This window comes from Aliiglaciecola sp. NS0011-25 (assembly GCF_040370605.1).
Classification (GTDB): Bacteria; Pseudomonadota; Gammaproteobacteria; order Enterobacterales; family Alteromonadaceae; genus Aliiglaciecola; species Aliiglaciecola lipolytica_A.
Window position 1 is genome coordinate 162378 of record NZ_BAABWR010000004.1, and the last position, 24402, is coordinate 186779.

General features: G+C 37.4%; 22 protein-coding genes. 15 read left to right on the forward strand and 7 right to left on the reverse strand.

The genetic code is table 11. From position 1 onward, the window contains the following. The first annotated feature begins 115 nt into the window (after positions 1 to 115). The 9 genes from ABWV72_RS05080 (at position 116) to ABWV72_RS05120 (ending at position 5689) form a co-directional block, all read left to right on the forward strand. A complete protein-coding gene (locus ABWV72_RS05080; protein ID WP_353369099.1) occupies positions 116 to 1366 on the forward strand; it encodes an integrase domain-containing protein in 1251 nt (416 codons plus the stop codon). Between the two features lie 137 nt (positions 1367 to 1503). Beyond that, the gene (locus ABWV72_RS05085; RefSeq protein WP_353369101.1) at positions 1504 to 2337 is read left to right on the forward strand and encodes a hypothetical protein; all 834 of its coding nucleotides are present in this window, start codon (positions 1504 to 1506) and stop codon (positions 2335 to 2337) included. Between the two features lie 169 nt (positions 2338 to 2506). Continuing rightward, entirely contained in the window at positions 2507 to 2785 is a 279-nt protein-coding gene (locus ABWV72_RS05090; RefSeq protein ID WP_353369103.1) for a helix-turn-helix transcriptional regulator, read from the forward strand. A 12-nt stretch (positions 2786 to 2797) separates the two neighbouring features. Next, positions 2798 to 3115 carry a helix-turn-helix domain-containing protein gene (locus ABWV72_RS05095; RefSeq protein WP_353369105.1) on the forward strand — a complete coding sequence of 106 codons (318 nt, stop codon included), beginning with the start codon at positions 2798 to 2800 and terminating at the stop codon, positions 3113 to 3115. A 238-nt stretch (positions 3116 to 3353) separates the two neighbouring features. Further along, a complete protein-coding gene (locus ABWV72_RS05100) occupies positions 3354 to 3563 on the forward strand; it encodes a hypothetical protein (RefSeq protein WP_353369107.1) in 210 nt (69 codons plus the stop codon). A 15-nt stretch (positions 3564 to 3578) separates the two neighbouring features. Continuing rightward, positions 3579 to 4025 carry a hypothetical protein gene (locus ABWV72_RS05105; protein ID WP_353369109.1) on the forward strand — a complete coding sequence of 149 codons (447 nt, stop codon included), beginning with the start codon at positions 3579 to 3581 and terminating at the stop codon, positions 4023 to 4025. A gap of 261 nt (positions 4026 to 4286) precedes the next feature. Beyond that, the gene (locus ABWV72_RS05110) at positions 4287 to 4529 is read left to right on the forward strand and encodes a DUF1330 domain-containing protein (RefSeq protein WP_353369111.1); all 243 of its coding nucleotides are present in this window, start codon (positions 4287 to 4289) and stop codon (positions 4527 to 4529) included. Between the two features lie 157 nt (positions 4530 to 4686). Further along, positions 4687 to 5016 (forward strand): HGGxSTG domain-containing protein, encoded by a 330-nt coding sequence (locus ABWV72_RS05115; protein ID WP_353369113.1) that lies wholly within the window; start codon positions 4687 to 4689, stop codon positions 5014 to 5016. A 499-nt stretch (positions 5017 to 5515) separates the two neighbouring features. Next, entirely contained in the window at positions 5516 to 5689 is a 174-nt protein-coding gene (locus ABWV72_RS05120; protein WP_353369115.1) for a hypothetical protein, read from the forward strand. A gap of 107 nt (positions 5690 to 5796) precedes the next feature. On the opposite strand, the gene ABWV72_RS05125 is transcribed toward ABWV72_RS05120, so the two are convergent. Together ABWV72_RS05125 and ABWV72_RS05130 are read right to left on the reverse strand one after the other, a co-directional pair. Then, entirely contained in the window at positions 5797 to 8115 is a 2319-nt protein-coding gene (locus tag ABWV72_RS05125) for a P-loop NTPase fold protein (RefSeq protein ID WP_353369117.1), read from the reverse strand. A 205-nt stretch (positions 8116 to 8320) separates the two neighbouring features. Beyond that, entirely contained in the window at positions 8321 to 9205 is an 885-nt protein-coding gene (locus tag ABWV72_RS05130) for a YbjQ family protein (protein ID WP_353369119.1), read from the reverse strand. Between the two features lie 337 nt (positions 9206 to 9542). On the opposite strand from ABWV72_RS05130, the gene ABWV72_RS05135 reads away from it, so the two are divergent. Continuing rightward, a complete protein-coding gene (locus ABWV72_RS05135; protein ID WP_353369121.1) occupies positions 9543 to 10160 on the forward strand; it encodes a hypothetical protein in 618 nt (205 codons plus the stop codon). A 1243-nt stretch (positions 10161 to 11403) separates the two neighbouring features. Here the strand turns inward: ABWV72_RS05135 and ABWV72_RS05140 are convergent. Further along, the gene (locus ABWV72_RS05140; RefSeq protein WP_353369123.1) at positions 11404 to 12219 is read right to left on the reverse strand and encodes a tetratricopeptide repeat protein; all 816 of its coding nucleotides are present in this window, start codon (positions 12217 to 12219) and stop codon (positions 11404 to 11406) included. 261 nt (positions 12220 to 12480) lie between these two features. Continuing rightward, entirely contained in the window at positions 12481 to 12801 is a 321-nt protein-coding gene (locus ABWV72_RS05145) for a hypothetical protein (protein ID WP_353369125.1), read from the reverse strand. A gap of 299 nt (positions 12802 to 13100) precedes the next feature. Here ABWV72_RS05145 and ABWV72_RS05150 point away from each other — a divergent pair, with 299 nt between their 5' ends. The 3 genes from ABWV72_RS05150 to ABWV72_RS05160 all read left to right on the forward strand — a co-directional run bounded on the left by ABWV72_RS05150 (position 13101) and on the right by ABWV72_RS05160 (position 16542). After that, entirely contained in the window at positions 13101 to 13970 is an 870-nt protein-coding gene (locus tag ABWV72_RS05150; protein WP_353369127.1) for a hypothetical protein, read from the forward strand. A 229-nt stretch (positions 13971 to 14199) separates the two neighbouring features. After that, positions 14200 to 15939, forward strand: coding sequence for a site-specific integrase (locus ABWV72_RS05155; protein ID WP_353369129.1), 1740 nt, complete (start codon positions 14200 to 14202; stop codon positions 15937 to 15939). Positions 15940 to 16047: 108 nt separating this feature from the next. After that, positions 16048 to 16542, forward strand: coding sequence for a hypothetical protein (locus ABWV72_RS05160; RefSeq protein WP_353369131.1), 495 nt, complete (start codon positions 16048 to 16050; stop codon positions 16540 to 16542). A 421-nt stretch (positions 16543 to 16963) separates the two neighbouring features. On the opposite strand, the gene ABWV72_RS05165 is transcribed toward ABWV72_RS05160, so the two are convergent. Then, on the reverse strand, positions 16964 to 18397 hold the full coding sequence (locus ABWV72_RS05165) for an IS1182 family transposase (RefSeq protein WP_069945381.1): 1434 nt from the start codon (positions 18395 to 18397) through the stop codon (positions 16964 to 16966). 366 nt (positions 18398 to 18763) lie between these two features. On the opposite strand from ABWV72_RS05165, the gene ABWV72_RS05170 reads away from it, so the two are divergent. Then, positions 18764 to 20008 (forward strand): IS110 family RNA-guided transposase, encoded by a 1245-nt coding sequence (locus tag ABWV72_RS05170; protein WP_353369134.1) that lies wholly within the window; start codon positions 18764 to 18766, stop codon positions 20006 to 20008. 190 nt (positions 20009 to 20198) lie between these two features. Here ABWV72_RS05170 and ABWV72_RS05175 read toward each other — a convergent pair whose 3' ends face one another. After that, entirely contained in the window at positions 20199 to 20468 is a 270-nt protein-coding gene (locus ABWV72_RS05175; RefSeq protein ID WP_081336889.1) for an EAL domain-containing protein, read from the reverse strand. 230 nt (positions 20469 to 20698) lie between these two features. Between ABWV72_RS05175 and ABWV72_RS05180 the strand changes: the two genes are divergently transcribed. Continuing rightward, a complete protein-coding gene (locus tag ABWV72_RS05180; protein WP_353369136.1) occupies positions 20699 to 23176 on the forward strand; it encodes a sensor domain-containing protein in 2478 nt (825 codons plus the stop codon). A gap of 211 nt (positions 23177 to 23387) precedes the next feature. Here ABWV72_RS05180 and ABWV72_RS05185 read toward each other — a convergent pair whose 3' ends face one another. Next, a complete protein-coding gene (locus ABWV72_RS05185; protein WP_353369138.1) occupies positions 23388 to 24284 on the reverse strand; it encodes a hypothetical protein in 897 nt (298 codons plus the stop codon). Positions 24285 to 24402 lie beyond the last annotated feature (118 nt).

Sequence of the window (24402 nt, forward strand, 5' to 3'; positions counted from 1 at the left end):
GTGATTAACAGGGTTTTTTTATGCTTTAGCGTTCGGTAATGGTCTTTGACATTCGGTATTTTAGTGGTACGGTTAGTGGTACAAGCTCACTAATTGAACATTTTGTACCACTAACATGCCTAGAATAGCTAAACCACTAACAGCCTCTCAAATAGCCGCTGCGAAGCCTAGAGAGAAGAACTACATCCTATCAGATGGACAAGGACTGCATTTAAGAGTGCGTTTTAGTGGTACAAAAGATTGGATCTTTCGCTATAAACTCCCCTACTCGTCTAAACGGGCAGATATGAGCTTCGGAATTTACCCAAAGGTATCTTTGGCCGATGCAAGAGAACGAAGAACTAATGCATTAGGATTGCTAGCCAAAGATATTGATCCACGTGCCCACAAAGAGCAAACGAAGCGGACCGCAACAGAAGCCAACTTAAACACATTAAACAAAGTCGTTTCAGATTGGATAGTGGTAAAAGCATCAAAAGTTAGTAAAGACCACGCTGAAAAAATTTTAAGTTCACTCGAAAAACACGTATTACCCGCTTTAGGTAAGCGACCGATTCAAGAAATCACCGCAACCGAAGCAATAGAAGTATTGAAGCCTGTTCAAGCTAAAGGCCATCATGAGCAGGTAAAGCGGTTATGCCAGCGAATCAATGAAGCGATGGACTTCGCTGTTAATACAGGTGTTATACAACACAATCCTTTATCGAAAATGCATGCCGCGTTTTTATCACCTAAGAAAAAGCATTTACCTACTCTGAAACCTGATGAACTCCCCAGACTTATGCAAACGCTTAGTATGGCCAGTATAAAAATAGTGACTCGTTGTTTAATTGAATGGCAACTTCATACTATGGTTAGACCGAGTGAAGCCGCTACAGCTAAATGGGCTGACATCAATTTAGAAGAACAAACTTGGACAATTCCCGCTGAAAATATGAAAAAGAAAGGTAACGGCGATCACGTTGTACCACTAACACCGCAAACCTTGTCACTCTTAAATCTAATTAAACCGATTAGCGGTCACAGAGAATATGTTTTTCCATCTGATAGAAACCCTCGGTCACACACCAACAGTCAGACCGCAAACATGGCACTTAAACGAATGGGATTTGATAAAGTTTTAGTTGCACATGGTTTACGCTCATTAGCCAGTACCACGTTAAACGAACAAGGCTTTGATGCTGATGTAATTGAAAGCGCACTAGCCCACGTAGATAAAAATGAAGTTAGACGAGCTTACAACCGTTCAGAGTACATAGAGCGTAGAAGAAAACTTATGTGCTGGTGGTCAGAGCATATTGAGAACGCTTCAACTGGAAACGTGAGCCTTTCAAATTCGAAACAAAATTTAAAACTAGTTAGGTAATTAACTTTTGATTTTATTAGATTGCTAAATTAACTTAGAAAATCAAAGGAAAGTTTACCAAGTCTAGGGTAGCTCCCGAAAAGTCAGAACCCTACTGACCTGACTTGGTGATTATTTAGGGTTGTTTGAGGGAAAGAATGAATAGATATATCGATGGTTGGAAGTGTGAAGAGGCAATAATATTTGCATTAAATATTTTTAGCACCTCAATTCAAAAGTACGAAGATACATTAGAAGAGCTATCTATAAGAGAGCACGATGATAACGGGAATCAAATTGTTAACCCTCAACAAGATATTGAGTTCGATAGAGTCTTACACAAAAGCGCTCAAGCTAAAGAGTTACTTGAAGCTCTCCAACACGAAGTACAAATTGCAATAGAACATCATGCGCACCTTAAACAATGTCAACTCGTTCAAATGGGAAAAATTCTTCCTGAAGATGTGATTTGGGAGCAACCGGATGAATCAACGGTTATTGAATTATACAAATATATAGAAAATCAAAAACCAGAAGAAATAAAAATTAAGAAAAAAAGCTTTGCAATATGGTTACATCAAATAGGAGAAAAGAACCTGGGTATTAGAGTGGAACCAAACCTTCAGGTCAATAATGTAAAAACTGAAAGAAACATGGATCTAATATCAAACTTTAGGACCGAGTTAGAGAAAGCCTCCCAAGAGCACAATATACAAAAACCTTGCTCTTTAAAAAATTTGATTGAAGCTGAGGAAACACCTGATTATTTATACTTGGCTTACGACGTTTTTCTTGCAGCTTGGAAAGATCTGCCTGTTAATATGAAAAGGCCGACTAAATCACAATTAACTGATTATTTAATGGCAAAAGGAATAAAAGAGCAAACTACTATTGATGCAATTATTAAAGTCTCCACTCCAGACGAAATAACTCTAGGGGGTAAGCAAAAACCTGATTTGGTTGAATGGCTAATCAAATCTAAAAGAAAATAGTTATTTGGTAACCTTACCTAAAGCACTTGACATTAGTGGGCTAGGATATTGGTAACGTTACCTAAACAAGCATTGGTGACAATGGCTAACTACTGATAAAAACATTTATTTTCCATCAAAGTTCATCTCGAAAGCTGACAAACGTTAGCCACAAACCGAGGTGCATATCATGCAATATCAACAATTCAAAGTAATACGTAAGCCAGAAATCAAGATTTTAACTGGACTGTCAAATACAACTCAATTTGAGCAAATTCGCGACGGCCTTTTCCCAAAGTATATAAACTTGGGACATAGATCTGTTGGTATTTACGAACACGAGTGCCTAACAATTGTTTCAGCGAGAGCGGTTGGCAAGTCAGACGATGAAATTCGCCAGATAGTTAAAGCCCTTATTAAACAGCGCGAGCAGTTAGCAAATAACTTGCTTAAGCATCTAGCAGCATAGCGAGGAGCAAAGATGAAAAAGCACATCACCCCCGACCAAAAGACTGATGCACTTTTAAATGATAATGATACTAGCGCCAATACCCAACGCTCGCAAATTATAGCATTGTTAAAGAAACATCAATCAGTTAATACACCAGAATTTCGTCAACACGGCATCATGCAACCAGCATCAAGAATTTTGGAGTTGAAACTGCAAGGCTACCCAATAGAAAAGGTCCTTGAAAACTTTATAGATGGGACTGGCAAAAAGCACAGTGGCGTAGCTCGATATTATTTCACAAGCAATCCACCAGCTACCGACAATGCATGTAGTGAGGTGGCAGCATGAACTTTGCTACCGTAAAGGCTGATTTAAAGACGCAAATAGCCGTTAAAACTATAACCCCAATGCAAAGGGCTAAGTCGAACCCAAAATCACTAAGATTGGCTATAAATGCCCAGTGCTACGATTGTATCTATGACAAATCGGAGTCAGGTACATGGAGACAACAGGTTGAAGCATGCCCTTCTAAAAACTGTCCGTTATATCTGAATAGGCCAACATCTAGCAGCCAGGAGGAAGCAGCATGAAAAAATTTGAAGTTTTTCCAGTTATGGATCAACACCAAAAAGTTGAATCACAACTCACAGCTTTACATAAACTAATGTCCTTGGCTGGCTCGCAACTTGATGATGAGTCACATTTAGCTTGCATGAGTATATGCATAGACCTAGATAGATCTAAAAGCGAACAACACAACATACTAAAAAAAGCGGTATTTGGAGGGGGGGATTAACCTCCCCTTTTTTCTATGGCAAAAGCAAACTCTAAAGGTATGTACGCCAATGGAAGAGGCAAAAATACCCAACAATATTTTAAAGCCGTTCATGCCATTTTCGATCATCCAGATTATGTAAGTATGAACGCAACTCCTAAAGCATTGCTCTGGGACCTTACACGGCAATTCAATGGTAAAAACAATGGTGATTTGACACTTGCTCCAAAAACGATGGAAAAATGGGGCTGGAAAAAAGATACGTTACAAAGGCATAGAAACACGCTTATAGATCATGGGTGGATAATAATTACAGGATGCAAGAAAGTCAGAAAAGGAAATTGTTATTTATACGCGCTCTCATGGTTAGAAGTTAACGAGTGTAACGGCAAGTTATTTCCAGATGCTTATTCACATAAACCCAGAAGCTTGCGTTTAAGCGGTAGCAATTTGCGTCTTTTAAAGGGCTCAAAAGCAGCATAATGCGTCATTTAATTGAATATATAATGTGCAAGAAGAAACAAAAGCAGCAAACTGCTTCTTTTCAGGCAACTTTTACTTATTTAAAAGGCGCAATCTGCTACCCCTTTATATATCTACCATGTATTGCTCTTTTATATTGCTCTTGATTTAGTCTTTAAAACATCTTTTAAAAGGGCTTTTATGAAATTGCGCGAAACTAAAAAGATAAAAAACGTGAATTAAGCAACCATGATTTATTGCGGCAATATTGAAGGTTAGTAAATGACAAGAATTGAATTTACACAACACAGACAAGTGACGTTAAAAGTCATAATTGAGTTTGTTGATAGTCAAGAACGCTGGTGGCGCACACCAACCTATCAAACGGTTATTGCTCACCTTCACTCTAAAGGTCTCGAAACATCGTGGGGCAACGAATGGACGATGCCAAGGCTAGGTATGTTTTTAAACAGAATGGGTTACGTGGGACTACATGGTGTTGCTAACAGAGATAAACAATCGTGATTTAATAGCTATCGTAAGGACTCCAAAAACTCACGATTGATATAACCATGTTTAACAAGCCTTAGCGCTGGAATTACTGCTAGTTTTGCAATAATAAATGGAGTGATTTACAGATCATGACAACAGGTTTCTTTACCAAAATGAGGTTATCAATCAAATGACTACCGAGCCAAAATTGAGAGCCAAGCAAGTTAAAGCTCTTAAAGCATATTATCAAGACAGCACAAATAGCTTTAATGAATGGGTTGCTGGTGGCTATAAGGGAAAAGCAAGAGAAAGCTTGCCCTTTCCTGAAATTTGCCGAGACATGAAATGCGAAGCAAAAACGCGCTCAGGCCATCCTTGTAAGAACGATGGCACAAGTTGGGCAAATGGACGTTGTAAGTATCATGGTGGCGCTAGTACTGGTCCTGTGACGCCAGAGGGAAAGAAAAAGGTATCAATGAACTCTACTAAGAACAAAGCCTTTGTAGACGCTAACATTTAGCTAACTAGCAAAGTCCATGTATGGGCAGTGATCATAAGTAATGAAATCCTTTGCATTGCGTTCAGTTGAGACCAAACCCCGTGTATAAGGTAAGTTAACGGTAACCCTAAAACATAACGCAAATCTTAATACTAGATAACAAACCTCATGTACACTTTACAAAACTTGTTAGTTAAAAAGGTATTTTGATGCAAGACGAAAACTCCGGTGACCATATAAATAAGCGTCGAAACACAATTTACAGCTTGAAAGGTAAACCTCTACAAATCCCAACAGTTTTTCACTCGAACATTCGTATTACTAAAAGTAGCGAGTTGATTAAACCAAAGAAGAAAACTTTGATTGAAAAGATTATTTCTTTTTTTTTAAATTAACTCTATTAGATTAAATGGGTCCTTTCTGAACAATGGCACACGGGTAATGCGACTCGCAAAGTTCACTTTGTGCGAAATAAAGCTAACTCAATTTGTTGTTTTCTTTAAAAGTAAGGTGGGTATCAATGAAAAAGATTTCAGATGGTTATTATTGGGTCATTTGCAAAGAAATAGACAGCAAACCAGTTATTGCTGAGTATTGCGATGATGAGTGGTTCTTTTGTGGTTTTTCAAAAGCATTTAGTAACAATGATATTGACACTATTGGCGATAATATAGAGGAACCTTTTGCCAAGTAACTCGTTATATGGAACAGTCCACTAATTGCCTCCTTTATTATATAATCGCGGATAAATCAGCTCGTAGTATTTATACTTGAAACTGACTTGTGCTCGCCTTCAATTAGTTAACCTAAAAGTTTCACCCCTGATAAAGCTTGCTCATGGTCTTGCTTCAATTTCTCTTGGTTAACCAAATCATTTTCTAGATAGAGCCGTTGATATGTTTTTAGCAGGTTTACTGAGTCTAAATCCACAGACTCTAAACGTTGGGTTAAAATGTTGATATTTTTTTGTGTCAAAGCCTTCTGTAGAAAAGTCTGAACTAAAGAAATTTGCTTTAGTCCTGCAAATAGAGTTATGAGCACAGCAGACGATTGCACAGTACTTCTGTCGGCAAAACCCATAACGAAAGCTTTTGCAGCGTCAATTGCTTTAGAAGGTCTGTCGTCAACTCCAAGTTGAATTAATACAAAAAAGTATATTATATCTACCATTGAATTTGCCTTGAAGTGCTTTTCACACTGCAAGCTATCATCAATAAACCGCTTAGATAATAAATATGAAATGAAGTTTTCATAAGGCGCTAAGCCAGTCGACTTCTGAATAGAACGAAATATACTACGAAAAAGAAGATGAGATAGTTCAGCATCAGGTATTTCCAAGAATTTATAAATTAACTTTTTCGGCAACTCTGAGTTTGCCGCATTACCTAAAAGCATTCGTACACCATAACCTTCAATTGCTGATAACCAAAGCTCTTTACTTTCTAAAACTTTAACCATCAGTAAATCAAGGCTTTCTATACATCCCTTAGCTATATCTTTAAATAATGAGTATGCTTCCATGTGAGAAAAATCAGAATTAATTAGAGATCCTCTTAGAATCATTCTTTTGCGATCAGCATTTAGAATCGAGAGAACATTTGATGCAGAAGAGAATTTATTCGTAAGGGCGATATCGATTTTTGTTGTTCCAGTATCAGCATCTTCAATTTCATTAAGCTGTGAGAGTTCTAAGCCATAGTTACTCAAAAAACCAAGGGAAACAAAAACTTTTATCACCAATTTTTTCTCAGCTTCAGACGCTGCTGGCATATGATTATCCAATAAGCTGGCTAGTGAATTTTCAAACCCATTTGAATCTGCATAATTAATAAGATCGTAAATCTGCGGATATTCGTTTTTTAGGATATACATCGATATAAGTTCGTGCGGATTAACTTCGCCTCGCAGACCTTTACTTTGAGGTTCCCCCCATGATTGCATTACCATTTTGCTCAGTGAATTAAAGGCTCGAAATGATGGTAATAGCTCTGCGAACATAGCAGCATCACTCTGACTAAAGCCAGTACTTTTATAGTTTAAGCAGGTTAAATAACTAGCTGGTAAGGTCTCAATTAAGTCATTTTGTAGACTTGAAATTTGCTTTGTCAACGACGGTAGAGTCAAATCAATACGGACTGGACAAATTCTGCGAATTGTTTCTGAAAAAGCTGGTGTATTTTCTGCTGCAAAAATATATGTGATATTGCTCCCTTGTTGTTTAAGCCTTTCCAGTAGCCCAGCGAGTATTGACATACTAGCTTCAGCGTCGGCATTTCTGTCTATATCCTGAATCGTCACAACCAATTTTTTTTGAGTTATATACAAAAGCTCATCCAAACGTTTAAGTAAATTGTCGGGAGACTCATGCTTATTCAATAAAGAAGATAAGAAACTCCATGAGGAATTACTCGCTTTTAAGGCCTCCAAATAATGACTAGGTAATTGCCTAAACCCACTTACGTCCATATATTTAGATAATGTAAGTGTTATCGCATCTAATACGAATGCCACAATAGAATCAGTGTCAACTCCCCATAGGTCAATATTGCAACGAATAAGCTTATAGTTATTAGCATTTTTTTTCTTCTCAAGTAACACTGCGCTGATTACACTTGATTTGCCAGTACCAAAAGCCCCACAAAGAGCAATATGTTGGTTTCTATGGTTTAGTTCTTTTAAAAGTAAATTGGCCGCAAGCCTTGGTTCTAAATGCAAATCGCACAGTTTAAGTCTAGGGTTGTCTATAGATGGTTGATTTGTAGTTTTAGAATGCATATAGGAAAAAAAATGCAGTATAGGTAATAGTAAAGAGCCAACAAACAATCCCCAGTTACTGCTTATTAACGCTGGAAGTTGTTGCTGACTAGCCCAATACGAAATAACTAAACCTACGGAGAAAGTTAATGGTGGATAACGGAAACAAGGGATTAACGACCTATTCGGGTGATAAACCTGAAAGTGTGACGCTAATGTAGTAAGGAGAAGTCCAGCTAGTACCAATACAACTTGATAAGAGTCACTAGTGATTAGGTACAACCTCTTCCAAAGCTTAAGCCATTCTTCCCATAAAATTGTTTCCCCAACAAGAAACAAAATAACCCAACCGAACACAGCGTACATAAAAATATCTAAATATCGTCGTATCATGACTTCCCATCTTTGGTGGTTGCCTAGCTATGAATTAAGAAAATGGTTTAACGTAAAGATAAATCGACTACCGAAATAAGTTAACCAATTATTATGGGTTAGATCGAGATTGTATTGGCTAAGAGTCAGTTTAGATATGAAATTCTACATGATGTAGGAAAGTACTTTAATGGTTTATTCATTTTTTAAGCTTAACTGCAGTACCACTGGCCACTATGAATAACATCGATTTGCCACCACCGGAAATTTCACTATAGTCTAAATCGACACCTACAACTGCATCTCCACCGACTCTATATGCTTCACGCTTGAGCTCCAATAGAACAGTTTCCTTTGCTTCTCTCAAAGCATTTTGAATTGATTTGTTTCTTCCACCAAAAAAATCAGAAAAAGCTGCAAAAATGTCTTTAAAAATATTCATTCCGAAAGCGAGTTCAGCTGTTACTATTTCAATACGTTTTTCTATTTTTTCATGTAAAAATGTCTCTGTTGTAACCATTATTTTGCGATCAATCGTATTAAGTAACTTTTTGTCTCGCTGCATTTTTATTTCAAGTGGATTATCAAACAACTCAGCGAGCTTTTCATCGGGAAGTCGAAGATATTTTCTATCTAGATAGGAGGCCTTGGCTTCTTCTAACGTTTCAATATCAGCTTCAGTAAAATTTAAAACGTTAACCCCATAGTTAAGCACCGCTAAAGATTTACCGATCTTTTCAAACCTTAATCCAGCTAAGTTTAATGATTTATTGCTAACTGATTGAAGATGTCCATCTTTCAATACCCAAAGTTCACCATCTGAATCAACTCCTGTAAACTCAAAATCAGTTCGTATAAAGTTATCGCATTTTGGATAATAAGCTAAGGCTTTATTATACAACTTAACATCACATGGAATTGTGACTAGAAACCGTCCCAAATACCACACAGATACTTGACCAAGAGCTTCATTGAAACAAGAATGAGTGTTAGTCAGTTTATAGTTTTTGTCCGCAATCTTGTCGTATAAAAATTCTTTGCGAACAGTCCATTGAGGTGTGTCATTTTTAGATTTTCCAAACATTTTCACTTCCTTTCCGTGTGATTAAATTAAATCGTAAATTTATAATTTTGATTTTACAAGTTATTGTGTTTTCAATTGAACTTAATTGATTTTGTAAGCGATAAAATAGTGCCCGATTTGGAATTACTCAGCACCAAAAGATAATTTATTAGAGCACTGATACCCAGTAATAACGTTTATTCAAATTGTTTCTGTGTTAGGCAGCTTTATCATGCAAATTTAACTTATTGAGTATCTTTAAAATTGTTAGCTTCCGTCAATAAGCAAAGAACACTCATGCTGACCTACCTCTATAGTAGTGATAGTCTCAATATATAAATGAATAGAAGGACACTTTATGGCTATTAACGACTCCATTCCAGAAAGGAGAAACTTAATTGTAATATCTTTGATGATCATCACATATTACATGGCCGGTGGAACTGTTGGTCACGATGTAAAGCTTCCACTCTCAAATATTGTTCTAACAGATAAAACAAACGCAACTTATATATTTTGGATTATATTTTTATGGATGAATTTTAGATATTTCCTGATTTTCAAAAGCGCCACCTTTAAGGAAAGTAGTAGAGAACCAATGGAAACTAACCCTAATTGGTTTTTCCCATTAAAAGCAGCGATTAGTAGCGTTGATATTGGCCCGATTGTAAAACTAATATTGCATGTCAATGCAATTCTGACAAACCAAAGGTTAACTTTTAAAAAAAATAATTCAAAAAAGAAATCAAAGTATTTTATTAAACTTGGCAAAAATCTTACCCTTTCAATCTATTCACGTTCTGACAAGGAAACTGAATTGTATCAACTCAAAATTAGGCTTCTAAATTTAATAACAGGTTTACTTTGTATTGTTAAAAGCCTGTTCTCTGAACCTTATTTAAGTTCCTGGTACACACCTTGGCTTTTATCTTTATTTTCAATGTTTCTTGGGATTAAAAATTATTTAAGTGTTTAAGTTACGCTACCATAATTAAAATATAGTCAAATATTCCCCTTGAATTTCCAACCCCACAAGGTAAAATTACCACCCCAAACTACTTTTAAAGTAGATTTACTTATTTCAAATTATTAGCTTTAAACCTGAATAAAATCAACATATTAGTAAACACCTTCGTAATTTACGATTAGTGTACTTTGCAAATACTAAAGGATCAGAGAAATGGGATATATAACAAAATTTTTCAGTTTTCTACATGGAAAAGGGCACCAGAACTACAAGTCGAAGGCTGCCAAAAATTTATATGCTTTGCAATTGATCTCACTTAGTGAAAAGGTGCTGTGGGTAATGTTCGCTCCATTTGCCAGTTTTCTATTTAATTCTGTAAAAGTTCCGATTTTTTTGGCTTGTATAATGTCATTAGTTTTCTTAGTAGTTGGATTGTATTTTAGGCACGAAGGTCTGAACATAATTGACGAGATAGAGACTAAAGATATATCTAATAGCGAATCTAAAGAGTAGTACTGATCAGTAAGCCAGAGAACTCTCCTTTCTCATGCCGCCCAACCCAACTTTCAGGCATTGAAAAGAGTTCTTCGTACTTTAGTTAATCAAGTAATTCGCCCGACACTAAATATTTTCATAACAAAGGTTTAGTAAACATTATCCCCTAACGTCACGACTAGCCTTGACGTAAACGACAATTACATTCTATATCATATTTCGAGGCTACCAGTTAAAAGCTGAATATATATTTAAAAAGAAAAAGTTGATTTTGCGTATTGTAAAATTTAGATCAGATTAAACTTGGTATTTCCCCAAATATCCAATTTAATTTCAAAACTATCATCAAAACGAAAGCCCGCACTATAAAGCGTTTTCTGGACTTGTCTTGGCACTTATGGCGCGTATAGTTACAGTTAATGGGTCCCTTTTAATGATTCAATAGAGAGTATTGCAAATCGCATTCATTATCTTACTCAAGGTGCTCCAGACTCGATTTGTTGTTTTCTTCTAATAAGCGGAAATTATTAATGAAATAGATTTCAGAAGGTTATTACGGGGTTAAGTGTCAAGAAATAGATAGCGAAACTGTAATTGCCGAGTATTGTGACGGAGAATGGTTTTTCTGTGGTTTTAAAAAAGCATTTACCATCGAACAAGTAGAAATTATTAGTGAAGATATCAGTAGATTAAAACTTGAACAATTAAATTAGAATCAAAACGACCTACTTAGGTCGTTCTGCCTACTAATGAGTTTTTAATATTCAACTTTATTCAAACGATTGATTGCAGTATCTTTATAGAACGAATCACCTTCCCCTGCAGCTGTTATTATTTTGTTTAGCCATTCTTTGGTTAACGTCCAGTTTTTTTGGCTCCAATATGCTTGTGCTATTTGATACCTTTGTGCTTGAAGTGAAGAAGCGTCGGGGAATTTAGATTCAAACTCATCAAACGTACTCAATACCATAGGCATGTATTTTTCAAAATCTGCTCTAACACCATAGGAAGAACCGTACTTCCCGATTTCTTTCCATCCGAAAAGTGTCGTTATTTTTTCATCATAAGCAATCTTGGCTGCTCTCGAACCAGGAAACTCTTTAATTACTTTGTCATACCACTTAATTGCCATGTCTATTTTTGGAAGCCAACTACTATCAATAGTAAATTTCTTACTTCTATCATCAGACCAAAAATTAGCGTTTTTAAGATATGAAGATGCAATAGAGTTATCTAAGTTTCCTTGCGAGCTTTCTCCAACAATTTCAGACAATTGAACAATCTTTTCTTTTACCAGCTTTGCTTCTACAGATTGTGGATATATTTCTATAAGCGTTGTCCAAGTACTAAGAGCAACATAAGTTCTGTTTTCTCTAAAAGCAATATTCCCTAGTTCATAATATGCTTTAGATTTATTGGAATTAGCTTTATTACTAAAAATAACGTCAACCAGCTCGGATTTAGCACGTTCTGACAGCCCCTGTTCAGACAACATCATTGCTTTTTCAATTGATTGAGATTGTGCGAATGTTGACATCCCCAAAGTCAATAATACGATTGATAATTTTTTCATAAAAATCCTTTTAATTAAATTTTAAACTAAGCCGAACTTCATGCCGACTAAATACAGAATAATGTGCAAGCCTAATTTATTCAACACGCAATTTTTTCTTGAATTAATATTTTAAACAGTGGTCAGCGCAATTAGTATTAGTCAGATTCGCAAGCTTTAACCATATGATTCACTATGCGTTGCTTGCTTTAAACCTTACTGGCTTAGTCGTAGTTTGAATTAGCAATTCGTGTCTTGTATTTTGACAATCGTTATCAGAATCTAACCAGTGTGGCCAACCCCCCTGTTGTAGAGGCTTACAAACTCCCTACCCTCAGCAACCGCTTCTTCAGTTGCTTTATCTTTCTGGTTAACTTTGCTCTTTGGTAATCGTCCCCCTTCGGCGATGCAGGCGGCAATGGATTTATACGGAATATAACTCTTAGTCCGACTATATGACGCACTACTATTATCATGGCACATACCGGAAGCTGACTTTTTTACGATTGGTTGGTTAGCGTCAGCCTTCTCTAAACTGTTAGCAAATAAAGATAAAGCTAATAGTAAGGAAACATAAGTTACTTTCAAAATTATGGTTTTCATTCAAACCTATATTAGTCGAAAACGTTTATAAACATTAAATGAATTGACTTTAAAAAGTTAAATTGTTCAATTTTTAAATAGATATGAGATGATTTTACTGCGAAATGAAACTCAAACATGGAAAATTAGAAATTCTTAGTCAAAGATTTTTATCCTCCACCTAGACTAAGCAATTAATACTTATTACTTTTTGTAAAACCTTAAAGATTTATACTTTTTTATTATATTTAAAAAACTGATATCGATAGATGAACATTACTAAATAATGATATCCTCCTACATTAACGAAAGGGAGTTCAATGACAACTACAGTATTTAGATTAGATGGCCGTACTGGCAGAATAGGGTCTGACAGTAGAGTTAGCTTTGTAGATAGATATGGAAACGTTACGAAAGTATTTGATTCTGAAAATTATTTTAAGATTGCGAAGATAGATGACGTTTTATACGGGTTTGCTGGTGCAAATTTAATGTATAGATTGTTTTTATCTAATTATAAAAACGTAATTAATAATTCAGACTCTGTTTTAGATATTTTGGTTGATATTGCTAAGAAAAATAAAATTGAATTTGCGATGCTCCGCTTTAATGGTGAGTTAAGAGAATTTGCACACTCTCCACCTAGGAATGGAGAGAATGAAATTTTCTTGACGTCTAATTCTGAAGTATTAAAAACACAACATTATGCTATAGGCTCTGGTAAAAATTCAAAATGCTATAAAAAATTCAGATTAAGCAAAGCTGTTCAAACTCCGATACTAAAAATAATTGGGGCAAATAGAAAAGCTCTAAATAAAACAACTATCAAAGAAATAGCCAAAAAAGTTGGTAAGTCAAAATTTACTGCTGATGAATCTCGTAAGATATGGAATGAGTGTAATCGTTTAGGTGGAGATATATTTACTGGAGGTGAAGTAAGAATTATGGAAAACGAAACATCAAATATGACAGCTGCGATAGCAAAAGATCAAGTTAAAATTTTAGAAGATTTAGACAAAACAGCTAAATCTAACGGAGTAGTTTGTGCAAGTCCAATATATGCTGAAATGGAAATTCAGAATTTAAATAACCTTGGCGTAAGTGCAGTTGATCCAATTGGCATCAATCCAGAATTGAAGAAAAGCAAAATCTACGAAGAAATCGCAGCTGAGTTAAAATCTTTTTTATAAAAACTCAGGATGTTTACTCCTTGACCTATTCGAAAGTAGTTTTAGTGGTACAAGTAGTGGTACATGAAATAAATTTAAAACAAAAACATTAAGAATATCAACACCTTGAAAACTTAGTTAATTTCCCGCCAGCTCCACCAATTAAGACCTAATTCGTTGATAATTCAACGAGTTAGGTCGACATCTTGGTCGAAAGTGCGAAAAAGTGTCACACTCAGGTGTCACACAAATGGCTTTCAAACTCCCCTACCTTCTTAAAAATCGTAACTCAAATTATTACCTCCGCTTTTTATTACCCTTTAACAATACTATTAGTAAGAGGCACAGATTAGAGATTCGCTTCTCATTGAAAACCAAGGAGTTAAATGAAGCTCTTTCGGTTTATTACGTCGTTGTGCCACATCTGAAGTCTAGAATTAAAGAGTTTTGTAGTATGGATAGAGAACAGGCACACTCGACAGCCGAAATGGCATTTTTGAAAAGTGATTTAAAAAAGATAGTAGATGAACGCCTCGATAAATTTTGTGATGCGGCATTTGAATTTGGTGACCACTGGAAGACTCGATTAGCTAAGAGATCTCTCAATCAGTCTATATTGGACAGTATTACAGCCCCCTTAACCGAAATGATGCTTGAGAGCCATTCTAACGCATCAAATGCAAGAAATCAGACCCTAACTAGCGATAAGTTAAAGGAAGACAACATCAGGCTTGAGGATAAGAATGAAAAATTAATTGATTTCTGCAAGAAGCTGCTTTCAACAAAAAATTTAACAACTACGTCTACCATTGCCACCAGCGAAAACAAACCTTTACATGAGCTTTTAAAGATATATTTAAATGAACGAAAGTCCCGCTTTGCATCCAGAACCTTTACCCAAGTGGTCTCGAATTTGGAACGGTTTATTGAGATAGTTGGCATTGAACAGCTTAGTAATGACGTTGGTAATAACGAGCTTGATAGATACTCCAATGTAATCAAAACTATCGCTCCCAATATTGCTAAATCAAAAACACATGTTAAACCCACAGGCTCAGCAGAATTAGTTGACTTTTGGGTTAATGCAGCCAAACGTAATACGGGTAGAACTTTAGCTACTAATGGTGTAGAAACGCACTTTTCATGTGTGCGCCCGTTTCTAAAGTGGTGTTATCAACGCAACAATATATCATTTAATTACGAGGAGTATCCCTCACTCAAAGTACCGAATAAAGAAGACAGTGACGTTTTGGAAAAAGTACCATTTTCTAAAGAACAACTTGAAAAAATATTTGATTCTTATCTGTATGGCGATAAATTGAGGAGTAGAGAGCAACCTAGATACTATCATTTCTGGCTCCCTTTTATTGCACACACAACTGGAGCGAGGATTTCTGAAATTGTCGGCTTAGAGAAAGTAGACATTCGACTGCAAGATGGTATTTGGGTACTTGATTTAAACGAAACATGGAGAGATCCCATTCGTAAAAAGTCCAATTTGTCTAAGCGTAAAAAAAATGAATCTTCAGTTAGATTGGTGCCGGTACCTCAAGTGTTGATTCAAGCAGGGTTTATTAATTACATAGAGCGACTTAAAGCCAATGATATGATATTTCCAGACCTGTCCATAGCAAATGAGAAAGCATTAGGCGATTACGCCTCAAAATGGTTTAACGAGCGATTTACTAAGTATATAGGTCTTGAAAAAAGAACCAGTGATGGCAAACAAGGTGTTTCATTTCACTCATTTCGCCACAACTTTACAACCAACTTAGATAAAACCACAATTAATGGCAACACTTTAAACGATTCCGAACGTCATTATTTAACTGGACACGCACAAGAGGGTCAAAGGAATCAAACATATAACCATGGAGGAGTTGACCTCTCTCGACTTAAAACCTTTATGGATGCAATGGACCATCAAGTGTGTTTAGATAACCTTAACTTTGAGCGGTTTAAAAAACGTAAGCGAGTTGCTAAAAGTTAGCCGCAAGACTCAAATAGAAAGTAATATGCTCAACGTAGTTAAAAGATACTTGAGAGTAAAAAATGACTCTATACGCTTCGTTATAAATAAAATAGGGACTTCAACTCAATGTTAACAGATATTGGTGAATTTATCGTTGGAGCCCACCTCCAGATCGTAGAAGGTTGCGACGTCATTGATTACAACGTTAGACCTCCTGGTGGCGGGTTAAAGGGTTTGGGTGAGCTGGATGTAGTAGGCTTTAACTTTAAATCCAATACTGCATATTTGTGCGAGGTTACAACTCACATTCGTGGTCTTTTATATAAAGACAATAAACAAACAATCATTAAAATAAAGAATAAACATCAACGACAAAAAGAATATGCAGAACAGTACCTAGATAACTTCACAAACCACAAATTCATGTTTTGGTCACCAGTCGTACCTGTTGGTTATTTAACTGAAAGCTTGTCAGATATAAATACGCTTGAGTCTGTTATAAATGGCGAATACAAACGACGGATTGAGGCGCTGCGAGAGATAGCAAGTAATACAACTCATGATGCACGAAATCCGTTTTTTAGAATGCTGCAAATTATTGGGCACTTGCGTGAATCGTGAAGCTCAATCAAAAGGCTTTGTTAATTAAAAATACTCAAACTTTAAGTAGAGCTACGTTGTTCATAAACTGCAAATCCGAACGTTAATATACTAACAGTTTCAGTCGAAACCTTCTCAATGGCGAAGCAGTAAAACTTAATCATCCAAAGTATCTAAATTGTAGTAGCTTACATCTGATCTGACATTTTGAGTCGATAGGTTTTTACGTATCTCGACAGGCGGCTTTGAGCGCAGGCTGTGTGAAAACCTAAAACGAAGACCAATCTATCGTTATTCAGATATTTTTACGCAGATTTAAACCCATATTTAAGTCATTAGGCTATCTAGCAGTAATGTAAATATTATCAGTCACGGTTCTAAAAAGGATGGCAAATTAGCTTGTATACTGCGCAATAGAGAGGATTTTGCTAACAACTCGCCATCATTCCTGCATGGCGGTAATGAGTGTGTGTATTCCAACAATCGACATCATTCGTTTTAGATTGTAGGCCAGTACATGGAGGCTCATTTCCGTACTGACGTTTTTCTTGCGTGTCATCAAGAAGTGCGTTGCCCCCATCCACATTTTGATGGTGCCAAACGGGTGTTCGACGGTTTGTTTTCTAATGACCGTCGTTTCAGGTGCAGCATCTAACCTTGTTTGCATTACGTCAATTTCAGCCTCATGTATCCAACGCCGCATTTTCCTCGGTTCTGTTTTTGATTGGGTACATTGAGCACGAATTTTACAGTCCCTGCATGCGATATGATTGACATACACCTTCTGCTCTAAGCCACTCTCATACACGTTTCGCCGATGTGGTAGCTCCTCTCCAGCTGGGCAAACATAAATATCTTTGTCTTGGTCATACTTGAACAATGATTTATTAAATATGCCTTTCTTTTTAGAACCCGATGTATCGATTTGGGGGACTAAAGCTGTCGCGCCTAAATCCTGAGCTGCTTTAATATCATTACGACTGAAATAACCTTTGTCGGCGATAACGGTGATATCTTTTCTATCTAGAGCCTCTTGCACTAGCGTTGTAACGGGCGTTAGTTGGCCTCGGTCTGTCGACATCGTGATGTCATGACTGACAATAAGATGATGTTTTGTATCAACTGCGCTTTGCACGTTATAGCAGACCTTGCGATTCATGTTATCGGTTTTCATTAAACGCGCATCGGGGTCATTTAACGATAACTGCTTGTCTGGGTGAGCATTAACGGCTTCTTCAATTTCTTGTAACTCAACAAGGCGATTCTTGAGCCAGGCTAATTTATCTTGCATCAACCCCACATCTTTATCACTTTTATCGTTAGCGTCTGCACTATCTAACTTCAATAAATAGTCGCTGATACTCGTTTCAATTAATGCAATATGGTCCTTGGCTTTTTGGGGAGTGAAGTTATTCTTTTTGGCATTTACAGCTTTAAATTTGCTGCCATCAATGGCGAATACCGCATCGCTGAACATGTTCATTTGACGGCACAGTTGAACGAACTGGCGGCAAGCATTCTTGATGCCTTTGCCGTTGTCTTTTCTAAAGTCAGCAATGGTTTTGAAATCAGGTTGCAAACGTTCGACTAACCACATCAGTTCAACGTTGCGATGCGTCTCTTTTTCCAAACGGCGTGATGATTGAATACGGTTTAGATAACCGTAAATATATAACTTGAGCAGTGTTGCTGGGTGATAACAAGGACGGCCTGTTTGTTTTGCCTGCACCCGATTAAAACCTAATGATTCAAGATTTATTTCATTCACAAAAACATCAATGACTCGAACGGGATTATCTTCAGTGACAAAATCATCTAGCACTTCTGGTAGCAGTGTAGTTTGTGTTCTTGATTGACCTTTAATATGGTGAGACATCACAGATTCTCTCTGGTTTGGCTGACCATTTAATTATACTAAAAACGGAGATTAGATAGGTGATTACATTAAGACTGATTGATCATATAAACACCGTGCTTAGTCCAAAAGGTGATCAATAGTTTTCACACAGCCTGAGCGAAATATAGTCTTTCAACCTTAATTATCTACACTTAGATTGTTTAGGTTATGTGCTCATTACATACGAATATTGAGCGATATTCATTTGATGATTTCTGCTTTTCTTTCGATGCAATGAGTCACTTTACTCATAACGAATACTCAGGGCTTGCCTTAAAAACGCTGTCTATATTTCTTTCGAAGAGTAAAGGATACATAACAAACTTCAACTATTGGAGATTTGTAATGAATGACGTGAAAACTAAATTCTCAATTTTTGTTGGTTTAGATTGGGCTAATAAAAAACATGATGTTTGTGTGCAAATAGGTAAAAGTAGGGAGCGTAGCTTTGAAGTTATTTCACACACGCCTGAATCCATAGATAGCTGGCTAAATGAGCTGCGTAAAGAGGCCAAGGGTAAAATTGCTGTCGCAGTCGAGTTGACTAAAGGCCCGATTGTATACGCACTGCAGAAGTACAGTTTCGTCACCGTCTTTCCAATCCACGGTCTAACACTTGCACGATATCGTCAGGCAATGTTTCCAAGTGGCGCTAAAGATGACCCTTCTGATGCTGAGTTAGCATTAGACATGATGCTCAATTATCCCGATAAAGTGAAACCGTTACGTCCAAGTAGTCACCAGACACGTACATTAGCGCTCTTAGTTGAGCAGCGGCGTTTGTTGGTTGACGATAAACGTCGAAATGTTAATCGGTTAATCAATTCACTGAAACAGTATTACCCTCAGCCGTTGGAGTGGTTCTCTCATAGAGATAGTGAATTGTTTTGTGACTTCTTAATAAAATGGTCTTCGTTACAAGCAGTTAAACGTGCCAGAACCAATTCAATTATTAAGTTCTTTCATGCTAGAGGTGGAAACGCAGTATCCAATACGGATAAGCGTGTTGAGGCAATAAATAAGGCCGTTCCGTTGACAGATGACCAAAGTGTTATTTTACCGCACAAGCTATTGGTGACAGCGCTTTGCAAACAAATACTTACGATCATTGAAAACACCAGAGTATATGATAAACAAATCAGTCAGTTATTTAACAGTATGCCAGATGCTGAGTTATTTGATTCTCTACCCGGCACAGGCTTGTGTTTGGCTCCTAGGTTATTGGCGGCATTAGGGGAGGATAGATCACGATTCAATAGCGCCCAAGAAATACAAAACTATGCTGGACTGTCCCCTGTAACGGAACGAAGTGGTCAAAAGAGTTGGGTACATTGGCGTTGGCAATGTTCCAAGTTCGTCAGACAAAGCTTTATAGAATGGTCAGCCAAAAGTATAAATCAATCATATTGGGCTGGTTTGTACTACGAGAAACAGCGTTCAAAAGGTAAGTCTCATCAATCGGCGGTGAGAGCACTTGCCTATAAATGGGTCAGAATTGTTTATAAATGTTGGAATACAAGAACTCCCTATGATGAGTCAAAGTATTTAAAAGCGCTGAAAGAGAGAAATTCTCCGCTATTGGCAACATAAAACACTTGTTGAATGACTCAGGGCGTGAAGCGGTCATTGGTTTATGTTTACCTACCGTATCAAAAGCTGAGTTAGGAGACCTTCAGAAAGCATCAAATAGATTAATCATTCATCCAATTTTCTTCTTAGTTTCTTTGTTAACAGACTTTAACCAGTCGTCCTTATCTATTGGTTTTGAAAATAAATATCCCTAATAATGATTACGCCTCTTTTTCTTTAAATAGGCAAATTGCTTATCAGTCTCGACTCCCTCTGCAACACTCTTCACAACAAATGCGCGAGCCATTTCAATAATCGTGTCAACAATAGCGTAAGATTTTTCAGGCTGATTAATTTCAATGTCGTCAACAAAATACTTGTCGATTTTTAATTCCGAAATAGGCAATTCCTTTAAATAAGCAAGGCTTGAATAACCCGTATCAGAATCATCTATGGAAAACTTAAACCCTTGCTTACAAATTCACTCATCGTAGTTTTTACAATTGCCATATCAATAACTCTTGCGCACGTGTAGCAATAATAAAATAGTGGTGTGAGGCAATGATTACTGAAGAATTTACAACCGCGTTACAAAGTAATAATATAAAAAAATTGCTGAGTGTCAATAAGTGGGTAGTTGCCTCTTAGGCGTTATAACGAACAGACACGTAATGGGATTGCGCTTATGATTGATGCTGTAAAAGGACAAATATGATTGATCTAAACGTACTCAAGGCAGCTGTTATGAACTCTCGTGACGGCATAACGATCTCGGACCCTACACTGCCAGATAATCCGCTGATATTTGTTAACTCGGCTTTTGAGAGGATGACTGGCTATAGCCTTGAAGAGATTATTGGTAAAAACTGTCGTTATCTACAGGGAGATGATAAAGATCAAGAAGATCAATTAACTATCATTCGTGAAACTATCAAGAAACAACAAACCTGCCTAGTAACGCTCAGAAACTATCGAAAAGATGGCTCGATGTTTTGGAATGAACTCAGCATGTCGCCAATTTTTGATAATCAAGGAAAGCTAATACATTATTTAGGCATTCAAAAAGATGTCACCAGACTTAAAATTCAAAGCAAGGAACTTAACGAGACAAACGATTTAATGTGCGCAGTGAATGAGTCAAACCGAGATATACAGTTCGTACTCGACAGTGATGGCGTTATAGTCAAATATAATGTGAATGATAGTAAAGATTTATATCTGACACCCGATGAATTAATTGGGAAAAAGATGCTTGATTTACTTCCAATACAAGTATCTGAGCAGTTTAAAAATGCATTTGATGAGGCAATTGAAACTAACTCGTTAGTGTCATTCGACTACATGCTGTCGATGCCATCGGGCGATAGTACTTATAGCGCACATATTATCTCGCTTGAGGATAAAAGGATAGTTGTCACTGCCCGCGACATAACCGCTGAAAAAGAGAAGGAACTCGCTCTAATCCAAGCGACCAAAGCGACCCAAGAGTTGAATAGAGAGTTAATCTCTCAAAAGGGTGCAATAGACGAACACGCCATTGTGAGCATCGCTGATGTTGCTGGCCGCATTACCTATGTCAATGACAAGTTCTGCGCCATCAGCGGTTATGACCGTGAAGAGCTACTGGGCCATAACCACAAAATCGTTAAGTCCGATGAACACCCAGACGAGTTTTTCGTGGATTTATGGAAGACCATTTCTAGTGGTCAGGCGTGGCATGGTGAGATTAAGAATACCAATAAGACTGGCAGCGACTATTGGGTTAAAACGACTATTGTTCCGACCCTAGATGATAAAGGTAAGCCCTTTCAGTATGTAGGCATTCGGACAGAAATCACTGACCGTAAACAAGCCGAAGAAAAGCTGAAACTCGTTGCTCATTACGATGCATTAACCAACCTCCCCAGCCGTGTACTACTGGCTGACCGATTGAACCATGCCATGGTGCAGTGTCAACGCCGCAATAATTCATTAGCCGTTGCGTTTATGGACTTAGATGGCTTCAAAGCCGTCAATGACCTCTACGGCCATTATGTGGGGGATGAACTACTCGTTGAAGTGGCACAGCGCATGAAAGAGGCGTTACGAGAAGGTGATACGCTGGCACGTATTGGCGGCGATGAATTTATTGCTGTCATGGTTGATTTGGAAAATATTGAAGATAGTGAGTCTGTATTAAAACGACTACTAAAGGCCGCTGCTGCTCCTGTTACTTTGGGTGATGCTGTAATGCAAATCTCAGCGAGTATTGGTGTCAGCTTTTATCCACAAGACGATGCAGATGCAGACCTGCTCATGCGTCACGCCGACCAAGCCATGTATTTTGCTAAGCAAGCAGGTAAAAACCGTTATCAATTTTTTGATACCACACAAGATAATGCGATGAAGATTCGGCAGCAAAGTATAGGCGATGTTTGCTCAGCTTTGGGTAGACGTGAGTTTGTGTTGCATTATCAACCCAAGGTGAATATGCGCACAGGTGATGTGATAGGTGTCGAAGCATTAATCCGATGGCAGCATCCTACTCGCGGTATAGTCCCACCTTTAGATTTCTTACCAGCGATAGAAGGTCATGCCATTAGTCTGGAGCTAAGTGAATGGGTCATAGACACTGCACTAATTCAAATAAGCCAATGGCGAAGCATGGGCTTAGACCTATCTGTCAGTGTCAACATTAGCGCCTATCAATTACAACAAGGTAACTTCACCACTCGCATAACAGCGTTGTTAGAAGCGCATCCCGAAGTTGACCCTCACTATTTAGAATTGGAAGTATTGGAATCCAGTGAGTTAAGTGACATCAGCCAATTGCTTAACACCATGAGTGCTTGCCATGAACTAGGCGTATGCTTTGCCTTGGATGACTTTGGTACAGGGTATTCATCGCTTACCCATATCAAACGTCTACCAGCCTACTTGATTAAAATCGACCAGAGCTTTGTGCGTGACATGCTGGAAGATGTCGACGATTTAGCGATTGTTGAAAGCGTCATAGGTTTAGCTAAAACATTCAAGCGCGAAGTCATTGCCGAGGGAGTAGAAACCATCGAACACGGAGCAGCACTATTACGACTGGGTTGTGAGTTGGCGCAGGGTTATGGCATTGCTCGGCCCATGACTGCCGGTGATATTCCTGAGTGGGTATCTAACTGGAAAACATATGATTCTTGGCAGACTTATAAAGGCTAACTGACTTGGCCACTGAGACTACCCAGAAGCGACCTTACAGAGCAGTCGGGTACGGCAGCTTTTGGCACGGAGCCGTCTGCAAGTTTTGGTCAAGCTCTGTATATAGAAAATGTAAGATTGAGTTCAGACTAATTCATCTAAATATAAGAATACGCGTTGCAGGAAGCGCAACTTTTTTAGTAACGATACCCACACATACACACTCTTACACCTAGGACTTATGTTTTTTATCTTTACTAATCACTTGCTCGATATATGGCTTCATATGACTCTTAAGCGACCTACTGATGCCGTAATTCTTACCACCATAAAATAAACTATCTGTAAGGTCTTTACACAAATAGTCAGCTAACCCTTCGTCAATAGTATGATGCTCTTTAAGCTGATACTCCTGACAAACTATATTACCTTTGTCGTCTGCCTTTTTTCTTACACATTGCCAAAGTGAGTCGTCAGAGTAATCTTCAACTTCCATTTCGATATATTCAATCTCTTCTAGCGACATAGCGTTTCGGAAAAGACGCACAGGATACCCGCTATCAACTTTAATTGCCGAGTTGGACACTTTCCCCAAATTATCGGTTTGAAGCCACCCAGAGCTTTTCAGTAGCTCTTTTAGTCTTCCTACTTCACTTTCATCAATATTGAGTACAATATGAACATGTAAATTGCCACGTTGAGATGTTTCAAACACAAAAAAGTAGTTTGCAATATTTAATGGTGCCGCGATACGCATACGAAACATTCTATTAAAATATTGCGCTGACCCTCGCGTACCACTCTCATCAATAACTCTCTTTGAAAAACCTTCATTCAACTGAACAGTCACATGTTTTGTATTAGTCTTATCGTTATTAGCTGCCTCTAGTAACCCCAGAACAGCAGCTCTCAATCCATAATTAATATAGTGATGCTTTTTAGCGTCTAAGCAGTGTGTTTTATATAATTGTTTTCTAGTTGTTATTTTAGGTAACTGTTCCGGTGTATAACTCTCAATATAACTGTTATACCTAAGTACTGGCCGCCCTCTAGACAGCCCTCTGGAAGAATTGGCCAGAGCCCTTGTAATCACTGGATTTCCAGCCGCTTTTTTAGTAGATGATGGCATAACTCATTTTGACCCATTTTTCCATTTTAATAGTTGACGGTGAAGCTACCTATTCTTATAGTTAAATACAAGATTTACATATCACAACCACCGTTGCTATTTTGTATAGGGGAGTAAA

What these genes read in the sequence shown, in the direction of transcription:
- ABWV72_RS05105 (WP_353369109.1), top strand. Translation starts at nt 3,579, where the DNA reads ATGGCAAAAGCAAACTCTAAAGGTATGTACGCCAATGGAAGAGGCAAA.
- ABWV72_RS05130 (WP_353369119.1), bottom strand. Translation starts at nt 9,205, where the DNA reads ATGTTTGGAAAATCTAAAAATGACACACCTCAATGGACTGTTCGCAAA.
- ABWV72_RS05090 (WP_353369103.1), top strand. Translation starts at nt 2,507, where the DNA reads ATGCAATATCAACAATTCAAAGTAATACGTAAGCCAGAAATCAAGATT.
- ABWV72_RS05095 (WP_353369105.1), top strand. Translation starts at nt 2,798, where the DNA reads ATGAAAAAGCACATCACCCCCGACCAAAAGACTGATGCACTTTTAAAT.
- ABWV72_RS05115 (WP_353369113.1), top strand. Translation starts at nt 4,687, where the DNA reads ATGACTACCGAGCCAAAATTGAGAGCCAAGCAAGTTAAAGCTCTTAAA.
- ABWV72_RS05110 (WP_353369111.1), top strand. Translation starts at nt 4,287, where the DNA reads ATGACAAGAATTGAATTTACACAACACAGACAAGTGACGTTAAAAGTC.
- ABWV72_RS05145 (WP_353369125.1), bottom strand. Translation starts at nt 12,801, where the DNA reads ATGAAAACCATAATTTTGAAAGTAACTTATGTTTCCTTACTATTAGCT.
- ABWV72_RS05135 (WP_353369121.1), top strand. Translation starts at nt 9,543, where the DNA reads ATGGCTATTAACGACTCCATTCCAGAAAGGAGAAACTTAATTGTAATA.
- ABWV72_RS05170 (WP_353369134.1), top strand. Translation starts at nt 18,764, where the DNA reads ATGAATGACGTGAAAACTAAATTCTCAATTTTTGTTGGTTTAGATTGG.
- ABWV72_RS05165 (WP_069945381.1), bottom strand. Translation starts at nt 18,397, where the DNA reads ATGTCTCACCATATTAAAGGTCAATCAAGAACACAAACTACACTGCTA.
- ABWV72_RS05160 (WP_353369131.1), top strand. Translation starts at nt 16,048, where the DNA reads ATGTTAACAGATATTGGTGAATTTATCGTTGGAGCCCACCTCCAGATC.
- ABWV72_RS05100 (WP_353369107.1), top strand. Translation starts at nt 3,354, where the DNA reads ATGAAAAAATTTGAAGTTTTTCCAGTTATGGATCAACACCAAAAAGTT.
- ABWV72_RS05155 (WP_353369129.1), top strand. Translation starts at nt 14,200, where the DNA reads ATGGCTTTCAAACTCCCCTACCTTCTTAAAAATCGTAACTCAAATTAT.
- ABWV72_RS05180 (WP_353369136.1), top strand. Translation starts at nt 20,699, where the DNA reads ATGATTGATCTAAACGTACTCAAGGCAGCTGTTATGAACTCTCGTGAC.
- ABWV72_RS05150 (WP_353369127.1), top strand. Translation starts at nt 13,101, where the DNA reads ATGACAACTACAGTATTTAGATTAGATGGCCGTACTGGCAGAATAGGG.
- ABWV72_RS05120 (WP_353369115.1), top strand. Translation starts at nt 5,516, where the DNA reads ATGAAAAAGATTTCAGATGGTTATTATTGGGTCATTTGCAAAGAAATA.
- ABWV72_RS05125 (WP_353369117.1), bottom strand. Translation starts at nt 8,115, where the DNA reads ATGTACGCTGTGTTCGGTTGGGTTATTTTGTTTCTTGTTGGGGAAACA.
- ABWV72_RS05085 (WP_353369101.1), top strand. Translation starts at nt 1,504, where the DNA reads ATGAATAGATATATCGATGGTTGGAAGTGTGAAGAGGCAATAATATTT.
- ABWV72_RS05080 (WP_353369099.1), top strand. Translation starts at nt 116, where the DNA reads ATGCCTAGAATAGCTAAACCACTAACAGCCTCTCAAATAGCCGCTGCG.
- ABWV72_RS05140 (WP_353369123.1), bottom strand. Translation starts at nt 12,219, where the DNA reads ATGAAAAAATTATCAATCGTATTATTGACTTTGGGGATGTCAACATTC.
- ABWV72_RS05185 (WP_353369138.1), bottom strand. Translation starts at nt 24,284, where the DNA reads ATGCCATCATCTACTAAAAAAGCGGCTGGAAATCCAGTGATTACAAGG.